At 58.4% G+C, this 14,771-nt stretch carries 14 protein-coding genes; 10 read left to right on the top strand and 4 right to left on the bottom strand.

All coding sequences use genetic code 11. The features are described from left to right. Positions 1-19: 19 nt before the first annotated feature. Positions 20-1,606 carry an MFS transporter gene (locus tag F8N62_RS15020; protein WP_020300793.1) on the top strand — a complete coding sequence of 529 codons (1,587 nt, stop codon included), beginning with the start codon at positions 20-22 and terminating at the stop codon, positions 1,604-1,606. 88 nt (positions 1,607-1,694) lie between these two features. Then, complete coding sequence (locus F8N62_RS15015) at positions 1,695-2,480, top strand: IclR family transcriptional regulator (RefSeq protein ID WP_020300792.1); 786 nt, start codon at positions 1,695-1,697, stop codon at positions 2,478-2,480. Positions 2,481-2,489: 9 nt separating this feature from the next. Here F8N62_RS15015 and F8N62_RS15010 read toward each other — a convergent pair whose 3' ends face one another. Continuing rightward, positions 2,490-3,680 carry a thiolase family protein gene (locus tag F8N62_RS15010; protein ID WP_020300791.1) on the bottom strand — a complete coding sequence of 397 codons (1,191 nt, stop codon included), beginning with the start codon at positions 3,678-3,680 and terminating at the stop codon, positions 2,490-2,492. Next, complete coding sequence (locus F8N62_RS15005; RefSeq protein WP_020300790.1) at positions 3,680-4,078, bottom strand: Zn-ribbon domain-containing OB-fold protein; 399 nt, start codon at positions 4,076-4,078, stop codon at positions 3,680-3,682. The genes F8N62_RS15010 and F8N62_RS15005 overlap by 1 nt, the downstream gene beginning before the upstream one ends. Positions 4,079-4,217: 139 nt before the next feature. Between F8N62_RS15005 and F8N62_RS15000 the strand changes: the two genes are divergently transcribed. The 4 genes from F8N62_RS15000 to F8N62_RS14985 all read left to right on the top strand — a co-directional run bounded on the left by F8N62_RS15000 (position 4,218) and on the right by F8N62_RS14985 (position 8,104). Next, positions 4,218-4,919, top strand: coding sequence for an SDR family NAD(P)-dependent oxidoreductase (locus tag F8N62_RS15000; protein ID WP_020300789.1), 702 nt, complete (start codon positions 4,218-4,220; stop codon positions 4,917-4,919). Next, positions 4,916-5,914: a fumarylacetoacetate hydrolase family protein gene (locus F8N62_RS14995; protein WP_020300788.1), complete on the top strand. Its 999-nt coding sequence runs from the start codon at positions 4,916-4,918 to the stop codon at positions 5,912-5,914. The genes F8N62_RS15000 and F8N62_RS14995 overlap by 4 nt, the downstream gene beginning before the upstream one ends. Before the next feature lie 123 nt (positions 5,915-6,037). Beyond that, positions 6,038-7,438, top strand: a complete 1,401-nt coding sequence (locus F8N62_RS14990; protein WP_057005046.1) for an aromatic ring-hydroxylating dioxygenase subunit alpha — start codon at positions 6,038-6,040, stop codon at positions 7,436-7,438. A gap of 90 nt (positions 7,439-7,528) precedes the next feature. Beyond that, complete coding sequence (locus F8N62_RS14985) at positions 7,529-8,104, top strand: aromatic-ring-hydroxylating dioxygenase subunit beta (RefSeq protein WP_057005047.1); 576 nt, start codon at positions 7,529-7,531, stop codon at positions 8,102-8,104. A gap of 84 nt (positions 8,105-8,188) precedes the next feature. Here F8N62_RS14985 and F8N62_RS14980 read toward each other — a convergent pair whose 3' ends face one another. Beyond that, the gene (locus F8N62_RS14980; RefSeq protein ID WP_057005048.1) at positions 8,189-8,929 is read right to left on the bottom strand and encodes a DUF2889 domain-containing protein; all 741 of its coding nucleotides are present in this window, start codon (positions 8,927-8,929) and stop codon (positions 8,189-8,191) included. Positions 8,930-9,030: 101 nt separating this feature from the next. On the opposite strand from F8N62_RS14980, the gene F8N62_RS14975 reads away from it, so the two are divergent. Continuing rightward, complete coding sequence (locus F8N62_RS14975; protein WP_126588877.1) at positions 9,031-9,831, top strand: SDR family NAD(P)-dependent oxidoreductase; 801 nt, start codon at positions 9,031-9,033, stop codon at positions 9,829-9,831. Between the two features lie 128 nt (positions 9,832-9,959). Here the strand turns inward: F8N62_RS14975 and F8N62_RS14970 are convergent, their stop codons facing one another. Then, complete coding sequence (locus F8N62_RS14970) at positions 9,960-11,591, bottom strand: ATP-dependent acyl-CoA ligase (protein ID WP_057005050.1); 1,632 nt, start codon at positions 11,589-11,591, stop codon at positions 9,960-9,962. Positions 11,592-11,774: 183 nt separating this feature from the next. Between F8N62_RS14970 and F8N62_RS14965 the strand changes: the two genes are divergently transcribed. The 3 genes from F8N62_RS14965 (at position 11,775) to F8N62_RS14955 (ending at position 14,768) form a co-directional block, all read left to right on the top strand. Then, entirely contained in the window at positions 11,775-12,506 is a 732-nt protein-coding gene (locus F8N62_RS14965) for a TetR/AcrR family transcriptional regulator (protein ID WP_057005051.1), read from the top strand. Between the two features lie 346 nt (positions 12,507-12,852). Continuing rightward, entirely contained in the window at positions 12,853-13,917 is a 1,065-nt protein-coding gene (locus F8N62_RS14960; protein ID WP_020300781.1) for an amidohydrolase family protein, read from the top strand. Beyond that, a complete protein-coding gene (locus tag F8N62_RS14955; protein ID WP_057005052.1) occupies positions 13,917-14,768 on the top strand; it encodes a fumarylacetoacetate hydrolase family protein in 852 nt (283 codons plus the stop codon). The genes F8N62_RS14960 and F8N62_RS14955 overlap by 1 nt, the downstream gene beginning before the upstream one ends. The last annotated feature ends 3 nt before the right edge of the window (positions 14,769-14,771 follow it).

Here is a 14,771-nt window from a genome sequence, read left to right as displayed (position 1 = left end):
TAGCCGCTGAGGAGTGATGATGAGCGAGGGTTCGGCGTGGGCGCCGTTTCGCAACAAAGCGTTCCGCGGTTTATGGCTGGCAGCCGCAGTGGTCAACATGGCTATCTGGATGCAGACGGTCGCCGCGGCGTGGATCATGACCACATTGACGACGTCGGCAGCCATGGTCTCTCTGGTGCAAACCGCCGTGACCCTACCGGTATTTCTGTTTGCCTTTCCCGGTGGGGTGATTGCCGATCGGGTAGACCGTCGCAGTTGGCTGATCATTACCCAGTGCATGATGCTGTTCGCCGCACTGGTGTTGTGTGTGCTGGCGTACAGCGCGCACATGGAAACCTGGGGCTTGTTGGCGTTTACCTTTGTGCTCGGTACTGGCAGTGCGCTGGGCATGTCGGCGTGGATGGTGACCATGGTCGGCGTACTGCCTCGCGACCAGGTGCCGGCTGCAGTGTCCTTGAACGGAATTTCCATCAATGCCACCCGGGCTTTGGGCCCCGCGTTGGCGGGTGCACTGATTGCATACTGGAACACGACCTCGGTATTTCTGGTGATCGCGCTGTGTATGTTCGCGGTGCTCCTCTTCCTCTTTCGTATCGCGCCCAACCCGCCTGCCGTGGGCTTGCCACCGGAAACCCTGACCGGTGGCATGCGCAGTGGCCTGCGCTATATCCGGCATTCAGCGGTCCTGTTCAGCGCCATGAAGCAGGTTCTTGTGTTCACCATGAGTGCCAGTGCTTTATGGGCCTTGCTGCCACTGGTGGCCAAGCAGGAATTGGGTATGGACGCTGGTGGTTATGGCTTGCTCATGGCGTTTCTTGGTGCCGGTGCAGTATTGGCTGCGCTGAGCTTGCCGCGGTTGTATCGCGTATTGGGCATGCGTCATCTGCTGGTTTGCGGCGCCATTTCCTTTGCCCTCGCCACCCTCACTGCCGCGCTATCCAACAACCGCTACGCGGTCTGCGCAATGCTGCTGCTGGCAGGGTTCGGCTGGATGGCGGTCAACGCGACCATTTCAACGGTGGTGCAAACCTATGCCGCCAATTGGGTGCGCGCACGGGTCGCATCGGTCTATGTGTTGATCCTGATGGGCGCGATGGCGGCCGGCGGTGCGATATGGGGGGCATTGGCCGAGTATCTGGGATTGAGCCAGAGCTTGCTGCTCTCGACACTGTTGTTGCTGGTCGGCATCGCGCTGACCCGAAATGGCCATGTGGAACTGGGCCAGGAAGCAGACTTTGCCGAGGTGCAGTTGACCGACACACTCCAGCTGGCCAGTCCGGTGTCCCATTCCGAAGGACCGGTATCGGTGGAGATTGTGTACCAGGTGGCGGCGCCGGACCGCGATGAATTTCTGGCTGCCGTATACGCGGTAGGCAAGGCGCGACGGCGCAACGGTGCGCAAAACTGGCGTTTGTACCGCGACATGGCGGACCCGCAACTCTACAGCGAGCGCTTTATTGTCGAGTCATGGCTGGAATACTTGCGCCAACAGGTTCGGGTGACCCAGGCCGACCAGGCCCAAGAGCGTCTCATCGAGCGTTTTCGTCGCGAAGATCTGCAAACCCGTCGTTTGATCTATCAGCCGCCAGTGAAATTAACCGATTGAAGTGTTCGAGTAATTCCCAGATAAAACTTTTACGGCGCCAATCATTCTCAGGTTAGAATGGCGCCACTCTAAAGTTACTGGATTGGGCATGGAACTCACTGACGTCAACGACAGCAGCAAATCGGCCGGCGCAACCCTCGTCAAGCCTGTATCCAACGCCATACGCATCTTGCGCTATCTCAGTCAGGTGGGCACGCCGGAACGTTCAGTGGACATCGCCCGGCAACTGAAAATCAATCCAAGTACCTGCTTCAACATCCTGCGCACCCTGGTGCAAGAGGAGGTGGTCGATTTCAGTGCCCTTTCCAAGCGTTACACCGTGGGCCTGGGCCTGGCGCGCCTGGTTGAACAATTGGTGACTCAGGGTCACCGCGTGCAAATGGCCAAACCCCTGTTGCAGAACCTGGCTGCACGCCAGCGGGTGACCATCACCCTGTGGCGCAAAATGAGCCCTGACCGCATCGTCATTGTCAGTTCCGCCGCGAGCCCGACCGATGTGCGTATCGACATGGCTGAAGGTCAGCGTCTGCCAATTCTGATGGGCGCCAGCGGCCGGTTGTTCGCTACGCAGATCGACCTCGACGATCCGGAAGTACAGAGCAGTTTCGAGACGATTCGCTGGGCCCAGCCGCTGTCGCTCGAGGTCTATCGCGAAGAAGTGAGAGAGGCCGCCGAGCGCGGTTGGGCAATGGACGATGGGCATTTTTCGGGGGGGATTCTTGCCATTGCGGCGCCGGTCTTCTCACCAACCAACAGCATCGATTTCACCGTGTCAGCGGTGATGTTCCGTGGCCAACGGGATGAAGAGGGCCTTGCCGAACTGGGCAAGGCGCTGATCGAGTTCTGCAGCGAAGTGGCCGGCGTACTCTACTGAGGCGCGCCGTTACTCGCGAACCAGTAGCAGGCTACCCCCCAGCGGGCCGCCTCCGGCTGCCACCGTACTGACGCGGTGTTCGCGGGTTTGCCGGCCTTCGGCACGACCCCACAGTTGCAGGCAGGCTTCATGCACGTAACCCAGGCCGTGGGTGCGTCCGCCAGACAGCTGCCCGCCATTGGTATTGATGGGCAAGCTGCCCTCCAGTGCGATGCGCGTGCCACCCTCGACGAACGCGCCACTTTCCCCAATGGGGCACAGGCCCAGGGCTTCAAGCCAGATCAGGGTCAAGATCGAAAATCCGTCATACAACTGCGCAGATTCAACATCCTGCGGGGTGTAGTCGGTGCGTGCCCACATCATCTCGCCAACATCGAAGGCGGCCATTTTGGTCAGGGAGATCTGATCCCACGACCAGGGCTGGTTCAACGCTGCGCCCATGGCCTCGATGCGAATTGGTTTATTTGGCTGGTCCTGGGCGATATCACGACGGGACAGGATGATGGCGGTGGACGCATCACAATGCACGTCGCAGTCGAACATGCGCAGAGGCGTTGAAATCATTCGCGATGCCATGTAGTCGTCCATGCTCATCGGCGTGCGGTACAGCGCCTTGGGGTTGCGCATGGCGTTCTGGCGACACGTCAGGGCTATCTGCGCCAGCTGCTCCGGTCGGGTGCCGTATTCATGGAAGTGACGCTGGGCATACAACGCCATCAGATTGATGCCCGATTGCACATTGAACGGGGTAAACCACTGCCAGGCGTAGCTGCTGTCGCGACCCTGGGTTTTGTTGGTCAGTGCGCCGGCCTGTTTGTTGAGCATACGGGCTGACGCTTCGGTGATGGTGCGAAACACCAGTACGTGCTTGCACAGGCCCGCCGCAATCGCCATGGCCCCGTTAATGACCCCGGTAAGCGGGCCGGGCCCTTCATAACCGCCACCGAACCAGTTGACGTTGAGCCCAAGGGCGCTCTTCAGCGCACTGGGACCGACCGGTGAGAACGGGTCGCCATTGTTGTTATCACCCGGCCAGCAGGCCACGCCGTCGATGTCGCTACGTTGCAGGCCGGCGTCCGCAATGGCTTCCAGGCAGGCGTCCAGGGTCAGGCGCATCGCTGACTTGGTAGACGGTCGGCCGATCTCTGATTGCCCGATACCGGTAATGGCTACGTCTTTTTCATAACGATGATCGAACATCACTGATCCTTCTCGAACAGAGGCAACCACACATCCTCGACATTGAGGAAGCTGACCCGTACCGGCATGTCGATATGTACATCCGTGACCGGCATGCCCACCACGTTGCTCACGAACTGCAAGCCGGGTTGCTCAACGAGCTCGATGATCGCCACCACATAGGGCACCTCCAGGTCGGGGGTCCAGGGTTGATAGTTGATGGTGAAGCTAAGTACGGTGCCCTTGCCGGACACCGCTTGCGGCGCCACGTCGAAGCTTGCGCAATGCGGGCAGAGCGGGGCGGGCGGGTGGAAATACCGGCTACAGGCTGCGCAGCGATGAACGAGCAGTTCGCCCTGTTGACCGCCTTGCCAGAAGGCGCGGTTGTCGGCGTTGAGTGCAGGCAGTTTTCTAGGCATCAGCGGTCCGCAGGTGAGTGTTTGACTTGAAGTCATACGGTATCATTTGTACATATTTTCTAAAAGTGTCATATATTCATCCGGACAAAGGCGCGAATCGACCGTTCGCGCCGTAAAACAACAACAAGAGGATTTCGCGATGTCCCAATCACTATTGGACAAGAGGGTAGTCGTCACCGGCGGGTTTGGTGCCCTCGGCAGCGCACTTGGCAAATTTCTGCTGGCGCGAGGCGCCCGGGTGGCGTTGCTGGATCGTAGCGAGGCCCCAGCTGCCTTGCTGGATACGGAAAACCTGCTGTGCCTGGGTGGTGTCGACCTGACTTCGAGCGAGTCGGCCAGCGCTGCGTTCGAGCAGGTCGCGGGGCATTTGGGTGGCATCGACGGTTTGGTCAATGTCGCGGGCGGGTTTGCCTGGGAGACCGTCGAAGGTGGCAGCCTGCTGACCTGGGATCGCCTCTATCAGATGAACGTACGTACCGCAGTGGTCAGTTCTCAATCCGCGTTGACACACCTGCTGGATTCCAAGGCCGGGCGCATCGTCAACATTGGCGCGCTGGCCTCTGTCAAAGCCGCAACAGGTATGGGGGCTTATGCCGCCTCCAAGGCCGGTGTGGCCCGGTTGACCGAGGCGTTGGCCGAGGAACTGAAGGATCGTGGTGTAACGGTCAACGCTGTGCTGCCGAGCATCATTGACACCCCCGCCAACCGCGCCGACATGCCTGATGCTGACAGCAGCCGCTGGGTCACTCCGCAGGCGTTGGCGGCGGTAGTGGCGTTTCTTTTATCCGACGAAGCCGCAGCAGTAACCGGTGCGCTGCTCCCCGTGAGTGGTCGCGTATGAGACTGGTGACGTATACCGACGCCGAAGGGTTTGAGCGCGCGGGTGCATTGCTCAATCGGGATCAGCAGGTACTCGACCTGCAACACGCTTACCGCTTGCTGGAAGGTCGTGACAGTGTGGCGTTGAGCAGCATTCTGGCTTTGGTAGAGGCCGGCGAACCGGCGCTGGAATTGGCCCGCTCACTGGTCGCTAAGGCACCCTCGGCGGCGGTGCTGGAGCGTGCCAGCGTGAAGCTGCGTGCACCGATCCAGCCGCCTCCACAAATGCGCGACTGTTCCTGCTTCGAATTGCATCTGCGCCAGAGCTTCGCGGCGGCCCGTCGTGCCCGTGCGCTGCGTACCGAAGACCCGGAAGCCACGCTGAAAGCGATGAACACCCGCGCTGACGATCGGGTCATCGAGACTTTCAACAAGCAGCCTATTTACTACAAGGGCAACCGTTTCGCGGTGATTGGCATCGACGATGAATTTCAATGGCCGAGCTACAGCCGGGCGATGGATTTCGAACTGGAGTTCGGTTGCTACATCGGTAAGCGCGGCAAGGACATCAGCCGTGAAGCCGCCCGGGCGCATATCGTCGGCTACACCATCTTCAACGACATGAGTGCCCGCGACGCCCAGGCCCTGGAAATGCCCGGCATGCTCGGCCCGGCCAAGAGCAAGGATTTTGATACCGCCAATATCATGGGCCCCTGTCTGGTGACAGCCGATGAGCTGGGTGATCCCTATGACCTGAACATGGTCGCCCGGGTCAATGGCGAGGAGTGGGGGCGCGGCAATACCCGCGATATGCGCTGGAGTTTCGAAGACGTGATTGCCCACGTGTCCCGCTCGGAAACCCTGTACCCCGGCGAGTTTCTGGGCTCCGGCACGGTCGGCAACGGCTGCGGCCTGGAGCAATTGCGTTATTTGAAGCCTGGCGATGTGGTTGAACTGGAGATCGACGGCATTGGTGTGCTGCGCACTCAAGCGGGCAAGGCATCGAACAAGGATTGACGCGTACGTGAATGACGGAAGAATTCACTTACAAGTACAAAGTGAATTCTATGTACATAAATAGAGAAAGTGTCTTATATTTCGCTGCGACTACTGTCGTGACGCTCTGATCAGGAGGCAATCATGCTAACAAGAACAAGCCCCGTATTGTCTGATGGAACCAAGGTCTCTGACCTCATCTATCCCTCTAGCCGTGAAGTACAAATGCGCGTGTTGTCTGACCGCGAAATCTACGAGCTGGAGATGGAAAAAATCTTCGGCAAGATCTGGGTACTCCTGGGTCACGAGTCGGAGATCCCCAATTCCGGGGACTTCATGGTCCGCGACCTGGGCTCCGACTCGGTCATTGTTGCCCGTGGTAAAGAGGGCGAGGTGTTTGTAAACCTCAATGTGTGCCCGCACCGCGGCATGCGCATCAGCACCGCCGATTGTGGCAACACGCAAATTCATAAATGCATCTACCACGGCTGGGCCTTCCGCCCGAATGGCGACTTTGTCGGCTCACCCGTCGAGCGTGAGTGCATGCACGGCAAGATGCTGCCAAAAGAAGAACTGGGCCTGAAAAAGGCACGGGTCACGCTGTACGGCGGTCTGGTCTTTGCGACCTGGAATATCGATGGGCCGTCGTTTGACGAATTCCTCGGCGATGCCAAGTGGTATTACGACATGCTGTTCTGCCGCTCCGACAAGGGCATGGAAGTACTCGGCCCACCGCAGCGCTTTATCGTTAACGCCAACTGGAAAACGGCTGGCGAGCAATCGGCGGCTGACGGTTTCCACACACTGACCTTGCACCGTTGGCTGGGCGAAGTGGGCAATTACGCCAAGAAAGGCGAGGGTGAAACAGCCGACCTCAGCCCGGAAATGATCGGAGTTGAAATCAGCTCGCCCCATGGCCATGCCCTGCGCTGCATCGACCTGGCGCGCAAGATCAAGCGCCTGACCGGCCTCGATCCGGCAGAGTTGAGTGTGCAGCAGAAGCTCGAAGCATTGCCGCCTGCCGGCATGACCGCCGACATGGTCGAACAGCTGGCACGCAACTTGACCGAAGATCAGTTGAAAGTGCTCACCAGCATGCCGCCGCAAGTCGGTGGAATGTTCCCGAACATTCTTTTCGGTTTTGTCTACATTCCGCAGCCGGATGGCACTGTCGTCGGCTCGATGACCCTGCACGCCTACGTGCCGCAAGGTCCGGACAAGCTCGAGTTCGTCAACTGGGTATTTGCCGAGAAAGACGCTTCCCCGGAATTGCGCGACAAGATGCTCAAGCAAACCATCCAGCTGTTCGGCACGTCCGGCATGGTCGAGCAGGATGACTCCGATACCTGGCCGCACATGACGCTGGCTGCCAAGGGGGCGATGGGCCGCAAGAGCACGATGAAGTACCAGGCAGTCTTTGAAACGGGGGCGCCGGAAGGCTGGCCTGGCCCGGGCATCGTCAACGAAGGTTTCACCAAGGACGATACCCAGTGGCACTGGTGGTTGTACTGGCATGAGCTGATGACTGCATCGGACGACAAGTAAAGCGTCTGTTACGCCTGGTATGACTGCGGTCCTGAGGGGCCGCAGTTGCTGGAAACCGCATTAACAAGAATAAAAGTGAGGGAATGACTCATGGCTCAGGTTCAACAACGCGGTGTGGAGGATATCCAGCCGGGTTCCCCAGTCGGTACCAAGCGAGTACCGGTAGGCTCGCCGATTTACAACGATGTGGTGACCTTTCTCTACGAGGAAGCCACGCTGCTGGACCAGATTCGCCTGCAGGAGTGGGCCGAACGCCTGGACACCGACCTGGTGTACACAGTGCCGCTACGCCAGACGCGCTTGGCCGCCGAGTTGAAAACCACCATCGTGCGCAGCGTTCAGCATTACCACGATGACTACCGCTCGATCATGGGCCGAATCCTGCGCCTGTCCGGCAAAAGTGCCTGGGCGGAAGATCCTCCTTCGCGTACCCGACGTCTGGTGACCAACGTGTTTGTCGAAGAAACCGACAAGAGCGATGAGTTTGTGGTGACCAGTTACCTGCTGCTGACCCGTAGCCGGTTCAAGGACCACCACGTCGACATTATCAGTGGCGAACGGCGTGATGTGCTGCGCCTGAGTGAAGTGGGATTCAAGTTGGCGCGGCGCGAAGTCATCATTGACCAGGCGGTGCTTGGAACACCCAATCTGGCCGTCTTCCTCTAGTTCGTACCGGCGGTCTGGTTTGAACCCGGATCGCCGTACCTTGAAGGCATTGGCCGCTCTGTTCTTGACGCAAGAGCGAAGCGGCTATTGCTGTTGTCTCAGCCATTGCTGATCCTCTGCGCACAACTTGAGCTGCTCGTGGCTGAAATCCAGAGTCGAGCCTTTCATGCGCAGTGCCTGCTCCGCACGTTCGGGTTGCTGGCTGTAGCAGAGGGCGCTGGTAGCGGCGTGAATCTGGGCGTCGAGGTTGTACGCACGCCCCATCGAAATCAGGGTGCAGCGGCGAAGCAAAAGAGCCGCTTCGGCGGCTTCTTCATTGAGGGTGCTCAGTGCCCAGCGTGCCATACCTTCGCGAAGGTTGATGCCGCAGTAGGGGGCTGGTCTTTCGATCAGGGTGCCATCGACTTCCCAGCTCAGCTTTTCAACGCCGTCGCACAGCAACGTAGCGCGAGTGTGATTGGCAATACGCTGGCCGACGTTGATGTCATAACGGCGCTGGTGGGGGCCTCGAGCGGCCGCCGCGACAGCGAGGCCCGCGAGGTCCAGCAGATGGGTGCATTGATGACTGGCATCGGTCTGACGGGTGACCGAGTGGGCTATCCGGTCCAGTTTCATGCCCACCAGGTGCTGTAATTGATCGCAAGCCTGAGGGCACAAGGAATAAGGGTAGCGAAGCGCTTCGCCGCCAATGGCGGTGACTTCACCTTGATGGTGGCAGACCCAGACACGGAAGTGGTGGAAGTCGTCTTCCAGCGCGGCTCGGACTTCGCCCGTGCCATTGCCGGGATGAGCAATGATGTCTACGCGGCGACGAAATACACTCATCCTCAATATCCTTGCTTCAATGCTGTTCAGGCTGACGAAATCAGCTATATTTGAACACTATAACCAAAAATGTTCACTAAAAAACAAGAAATGGAGTGGCTATGGCACTGCTAAACGAACAGGTCGCGTTGATTACCGGTGCAGGTGGCGGAATAGGCCGCGGTATCGCGCTGAACTTTGCCAAAGAGGGCGCTGCTGTGGTGGTCGCCGAGCTGGATGTCACCAGTGGCGAGGCCATAGTCGCCGAACTCAAAGCGCTGGGTGCCCAAGCGGTGTTCATCAAGACCGACGTGTGCAGCAAGGCCGATATCGAAGCTGCCGTGCAATTGGCCGTTGATCAGTTCGGTGGTCTGGACATATTGGTTAACAACGCCTTTGCGCCAACACCCAATGTCCTTCTGGAAGAAAAAACCGACGCGATGCTGGAGAAAACCCTCGGTTCTACAGTGTGGGCGGCCTGGTGGGCGATGAAAGCCGCACTGCCCCACATGAAAGCGAGAGGCGGCGGCAAGATTATCAACTTCTATTCCATCGATATCGAGATCGGCGCCTGGTTGCACGGCGACTACAACACGGCAAAGGCAGCGATCGTGGGGCTGACTCGTAGCGCGGCTTCTGAATGGGGGCGGTTCAACATTCGAACCAATGCCATCGCACCGACTGCGATGGGTGCGACCTTTCACAAACTCGCTGCAGAGAACCCGGGGTTTGCCGAAATGTCCGCTTCGATGCGTCCGTTGGGGCGCTGTGGCGAGCCTGAAGCTGATATCGGGCCGGTGGTGGTATTCCTCGCTTCGGAGATGTCGCGCTTTATCACTGGCGAGACCATTCACGTCGATGGTGGCCTGCACTTACCCGGTTACAACTCCCGCCCCAAAGGCATTCCCGTGCGCGAGTATTGATTACCCCGGTTGATGCAGGAGCGAGCAAGCTCGCTCCTGCAAAGAAGGCTCCAGGCCCAAGAGACGCGAAAGCCCGCTTCAAAGCGGGCTTTCGACGTTGGATCGACGAGACATACCGGGCAGGACCGTTACTTTTTGGACACCACGATCGATGTGGTTTCCAGATCCCAGGTGGCGGCGGTTTTACCTTCATCGCGCAGCAGATACTTCAACACCCGCCCCTGCGGGTTTTTCGGCAAGCTGCTGCGAAACTCGATGTAGCGCGGCAAGGCATAGTAGGGCACCGAGTCGGTGGCCCAATGGAACAGCTGCTCCGGGTCTAGCGTCACGCCTTCATGCAGTACGGCAGTCACCTTCACATCATCCTCGCCTTTATCAGAAGGCACGGCATGCACCGCCACTTCGGCCAGTGCCGGGTGAGAAGCAAAGGCTGCTTCCATTTCAAAGCTGGAAATGTTCTCCCCCCTGCGACGCATGTAGTCCTTCTTGCGGTCGACAAAGTAGAAGAAGCCATCATCATCGAATTTGCCAACGTCGCCGGTGTGGAACCACATGTTGCGCATCAGCTTCTGGGTATCCTCCGGACGACGCCAGTAGCCCTGGAACATGATGTCGGGACGGAGCGGGCGCACCACGATTTCGCCAGGGGAGTTGGGCGGTACTTCCTGATCGAGGTCGTCGACGATCCTAACGTCAAAATCTGCAATACGTTTACCCGACGAGCCGGGCGCGGCGTATTCCCCGGCAGCCAGCGAAGTGATAACGCAGGCTTCGGTCAGGCCATAGCCGTTGCCGCCTACCAGCTTGGTGCCGAAGCGCTCGCGCCAGATCTTTTTGGTTTCTTCGGTATAAGGGTTGCCACGGGCGGTATGGATCTGCCCGACGCAGCGCAACATCGCTTCGTTATCTGGCGCCTGGGCGAGGAGGCCGCCCATGCCACCCAGGATCGAGGCAATGGTCGCGCCCGAGCGCTCCACTTCCGGCCAGAAATTCGAGACCGAGAACCGCGCAAGAATGGCGGCGCGCGCGCCCACCAGAATGCTGGCAATGATGGATACACACAGCGCATTCATGTGAAACAGCGGCAGCGGCGTGATGGTGACGTCGTCGGCACTGGCCGGACCGGCACGTAGTTGCAGGCGCGCCAGATTGCACATGAAGTTGTAGCTGATCATGCAGCCCTTGGAAGGGCCCGTTGTACCCGAGGTGTAAATCAGGCAGGCGAGGTCTGAAGGTTGCGGTTTATTGACGAGTGGGGTGGCGTCATGGCCACGCCATTCATCCAGTGGCGCAATACGAATCGGGCAATCAGGAACTGCTTCGAGGGTGCCACGGTGAAGAATGTGGTGGACGTCCTGCAGTTGTGAGGCGAGCGGGGTGATGCGTGGCAGGTAGGCTGCTTCGCAAATTACCACCGAGGTGCCGGTATCGGCGATCTGATGGCGGAGGAACTCGCCCTTGAGCGCGGTGTTGATCGGCACACTCACGGCGCAGAGCTTGTTGATGGCCAGCCAGGTGGTGACGGCATCGATATTGTTATCCAGCATCGTCAGCACGGTTTCACCGGCCTTGACGCCCAGGGTGGCAAGTGCGTTGGCCATCTTGGTGGAAAGTGAGTCAACCTGAGCATATGTGTATAACTCACCGCTGAAATCCAGCAATATTTTGTCTGGATGCCTTGCTACCGCGCGATCTAACGCGTCAATGACAGTGTCTCGTTCTCCCACTGCCCAGGTGTCTGGATTTCCACTGCTACCCATCAGTTTTCTCCTTTAGGCATCCGTAAGCGGTCGGGTTGCCTGATTTTATTTTGAAGAGAGAATCTGATTCTAAATACAAACGTCTTAAATGTCTTTAGCAATAAGTTGAACATATAGTGTTATTTATGCACAGATCCTGTGCTAACGTTGCACAATCTTTACTCTTCATGAGCCTGTCACGCCATGCCAAAAGCCGCACCCAAGAAAGCAGAGGCGCCAGCGCCGGCTAGCAAACCCAAAAAAAATGCGCCACCTGAAGCAGGGGCGAGCCCGGCTAAACCCGTCGAGCGACGTGCTGCTGCCAACTCAGTGGCAGGAACCAAAGTCAAGCCGAATCGCCGTTCGGAAGAAACCATTGCCAACATCCTTAAAGCCACTGAGGAAGTCGTGCTGATGTCTGGCGCGGATCGTATTTCGATCCTGGATGTGTGCCAGGTAGCGGGCGTTTCCCGTGGCACCTTTTATCGCTATTTCGCTTCGCAAGAGGACTTGCTGGACACCTTTTCACGCCACAAGCGCGAAAGCTTTCACAGCTCGCTGTCCCAGGAACTCGGTCACATCAGTGATCCTGAAGCGCGCTTGAATGCGCTGTTTGCCTATCTCGACAACTACCTGGAGCAAAGTCGGGCTCGGCGTCTTCTGGTGGTTGCACCCGACTACGCGCTGGGCTTCTTCCGACGGATTTTCCACGATTCGATCGTGCGCTTTCAGGATGGCCTGGGCATCGTTTTCGACGACTGGGACGAACGCCTCGGGGTGCGTCTTGACCGTGAGCTGATCTGCGAAATGATCATTCGTTACGTGTTGAGCGAAATCCTCGTGCCAGAAGCCGCGGGGCGTCGATTGTTCCCGGTCCGGGTGAAAAAACTCCTGGGCGCGCTGATCATGGGTTCTACCTCGCGCACCCGCCGCTGACCTTAAAGAACTACCCATCGCGCAAACAAAAGCCCCCGTTTATCGGGGGCTTTGCGTTTCCGTACGCTAATTTTTCCCCTCCTGCATTCCACTCTTTTTCGAGGCTGACTCGAAGTTTTGGACCCCTCTAAGCATTTTTCGACGCGAGTCGAGGGCTCTGGGTCAGGCCTCTCCGCGCGCAAATAAAATAAATTGAACAGTATTTTGATTTCTGCTCAATTTAATCTTAAGCTCTGGTCTTGGCAGTGAGCCGTCGGCTTCCCCTTTTCGCGGCAATTTGATCCAGGCCACGTGAAGGCACCGCACAAATAACCAACAAAAAGTGCCAACTTCGAGGTACCTAGACATGCTTATCGATCTTCACGCCCACGCACCGCACCCTGGCTATTACAACCAGCACCCTCACTGGGGGCCGTTCTTTGAGCAGCACGCCGATGGCGATATCAAGCTGCGTGTCGGTGACTGGATTCTCGGTCTTGGGTCGCCAGAGCGTAAGGCTGCCGTGCGCTCCGGCAAGGGGCCCAAGCTTGAAGAGTATTTTGCGCGCTGGGCTGATCCGAAAGTGCGCTTGGCTGGCATGGATGCGGCGGGACAAAACCTGCAGGTCGTGTCCGTACCGTCCCACTGCTACATGTACTGGACCGAAGCCGAATTCGCCGTGCCTTTCGCCCGTACCGTCAACGAGACATTGGCTGAATACTGCTCCGCAGCTCCTGATCGCTTGATGTTCTGGGCTCACGTGCCTTTGAATGCGCCAGAAGCGGCGGCGGCTGAATTGCGCTACGCCTGCACCGTACTGGGCGCTAAAGGTCTGGTCGCTGGCGGCGCCAACTTCGGCGGCCTGGAGTTCGATTCGCCGGAACTCGACGTGGTGTGGAAAACCCTCTGTGATCTGGATCTGCCGATGTTTATTCACGGCTACAACCAGTCGGTCACCTGGGGCAAGAACGCCAACGACGACCGTTACGAAACCACCGCCATCGTTGGCATGCAGTACGACGAAAGCCGTTGTTTCTGGAACCTGATTTGCGGCGGCGTACTGGATCGCTTCCCTGACCTTAAGGTGTACATCACCCATGGCGGCGGCTATGTCCCGTACCAGCTCGGTCGTCTGGCCAAGACCAACGAGAACCTCGACGTCAAATACAACAAAAAGCCGCTGCTCGAGTACATGAAAAACTTCTACTTCGACGTTGAGCTGCATGAAGTACCGATGCGCCAGGCGTTGGTCGATATCATCGGTGCAGACCATGTGCTGTACGGCAGCAACTTCGGCGGTAGCGATGCCGTGCGTCACGACCTGACCCATGGCCTGAAGTTGTCCGACGCCGACTTGCGCAAGATTCGCTATGAAAACGCATGCCGCTTGCTGCACATCGATCCTGCCAAGTTGGGCAAGGTAGGTGCCTGATGAAGCTGGCACGATGTGAGTATTTTGCTACCGGCGTTTTTTGGGCTGTCGTGGATGAGGCCCAGGACCAGGTGACGCCAATTTCCGGCAATTTCAAAGATTGGGCGCCCGGCGTGACTGCCGGACGCGGCATCAGTTCGTTGCGATTCGCCGGGCCAGCGCTCCCCCTTTCCAAAGTGCGCCTGTTGCCGCCGATAGAACCCGTCAACCGGGTGGTCGTGGCTGGCGCTAATTACGCCAAGCATCTGGTGGAGTTTGGATTGAGTGCGCCGTCCCAGCCAGTCGCCTTTCTCAAGGCTTATGGCGCGCTGATTGGCGCCAATGACCCGATCCGCTTTCCACCGTTGACTGAGGAGCTCGATCACGAAGTTGAATTGGTGGCGGTCATCGGTACTGACGAGATTGACCTGGAAAACCCGCTTGCCTGCGTGCTCGGTTACACCGTCGGCAATGACGTCAGCGCGCGCGATCTGCAGCGTAGTGGGCCGGCGGGCATCGGCATGGATCTGTTCGCGGCCAAAAGCCAGGATCGGACTACTGGACTTGGTCCCTGGATCGTCACGAAGGATGAATTTGCGCAAGGGTCACCAACGCTGCGCCTGACCTTGAAAGTAAATGGTGAGACGCGCCAGGACGGCTCCACCGGCGAAATGACCTGGGGTGTTGATCATCTGATCCGCTTTGTCCAGCAGCGCTCGAGTTTTGCCTGTGGCGATGTGTTGTTCACGGGATCGCCGGCGGGAGTGGGGATGGGCACCGGTCTGTTCCTCAAGGAAGGCGATGTGGTCGAAGCCAGCGTCGAAGGCATTGGCACGTTGCGCAATGTGGTCAGTAAAAAGAACCGCGCCTAATCG

The sequence above is a fragment of the Pseudomonas fluorescens genome, from assembly GCF_902497785.1.
In the GTDB taxonomy this organism is placed as follows: Bacteria; Pseudomonadota; Gammaproteobacteria; order Pseudomonadales; family Pseudomonadaceae; genus Aquipseudomonas; species Aquipseudomonas fluorescens_BO.
Note: the sequence above shows the minus strand (reverse complement) of the source record. Positions and strands in the feature narration are given on the sequence as shown.

Excerpts from the sequence above, each read along its gene's own strand:
- F8N62_RS15020 (WP_020300793.1), top strand. The coding sequence starts at position 20 with ATGAGCGAGGGTTCGGCGTGGGCGCCGTTTCGCAACAAAGCGTTCCGC.
- F8N62_RS15015 (WP_020300792.1), top strand. The coding sequence starts at position 1,695 with ATGGAACTCACTGACGTCAACGACAGCAGCAAATCGGCCGGCGCAACC.
- F8N62_RS15010 (WP_020300791.1), bottom strand. The coding sequence starts at position 3,680 with ATGTTCGATCATCGTTATGAAAAAGACGTAGCCATTACCGGTATCGGG.
- F8N62_RS15005 (WP_020300790.1), bottom strand. The coding sequence starts at position 4,078 with ATGCCTAGAAAACTGCCTGCACTCAACGCCGACAACCGCGCCTTCTGG.
- F8N62_RS15000 (WP_020300789.1), top strand. The coding sequence starts at position 4,218 with ATGTCCCAATCACTATTGGACAAGAGGGTAGTCGTCACCGGCGGGTTT.
- F8N62_RS14995 (WP_020300788.1), top strand. The coding sequence starts at position 4,916 with ATGAGACTGGTGACGTATACCGACGCCGAAGGGTTTGAGCGCGCGGGT.
- F8N62_RS14990 (WP_057005046.1), top strand. The coding sequence starts at position 6,038 with ATGCTAACAAGAACAAGCCCCGTATTGTCTGATGGAACCAAGGTCTCT.
- F8N62_RS14985 (WP_057005047.1), top strand. The coding sequence starts at position 7,529 with ATGGCTCAGGTTCAACAACGCGGTGTGGAGGATATCCAGCCGGGTTCC.
- F8N62_RS14980 (WP_057005048.1), bottom strand. The coding sequence starts at position 8,929 with ATGAGTGTATTTCGTCGCCGCGTAGACATCATTGCTCATCCCGGCAAT.
- F8N62_RS14975 (WP_126588877.1), top strand. The coding sequence starts at position 9,031 with ATGGCACTGCTAAACGAACAGGTCGCGTTGATTACCGGTGCAGGTGGC.
- F8N62_RS14970 (WP_057005050.1), bottom strand. The coding sequence starts at position 11,591 with ATGGGTAGCAGTGGAAATCCAGACACCTGGGCAGTGGGAGAACGAGAC.
- F8N62_RS14965 (WP_057005051.1), top strand. The coding sequence starts at position 11,775 with ATGCCAAAAGCCGCACCCAAGAAAGCAGAGGCGCCAGCGCCGGCTAGC.
- F8N62_RS14960 (WP_020300781.1), top strand. The coding sequence starts at position 12,853 with ATGCTTATCGATCTTCACGCCCACGCACCGCACCCTGGCTATTACAAC.
- F8N62_RS14955 (WP_057005052.1), top strand. The coding sequence starts at position 13,917 with ATGAAGCTGGCACGATGTGAGTATTTTGCTACCGGCGTTTTTTGGGCT.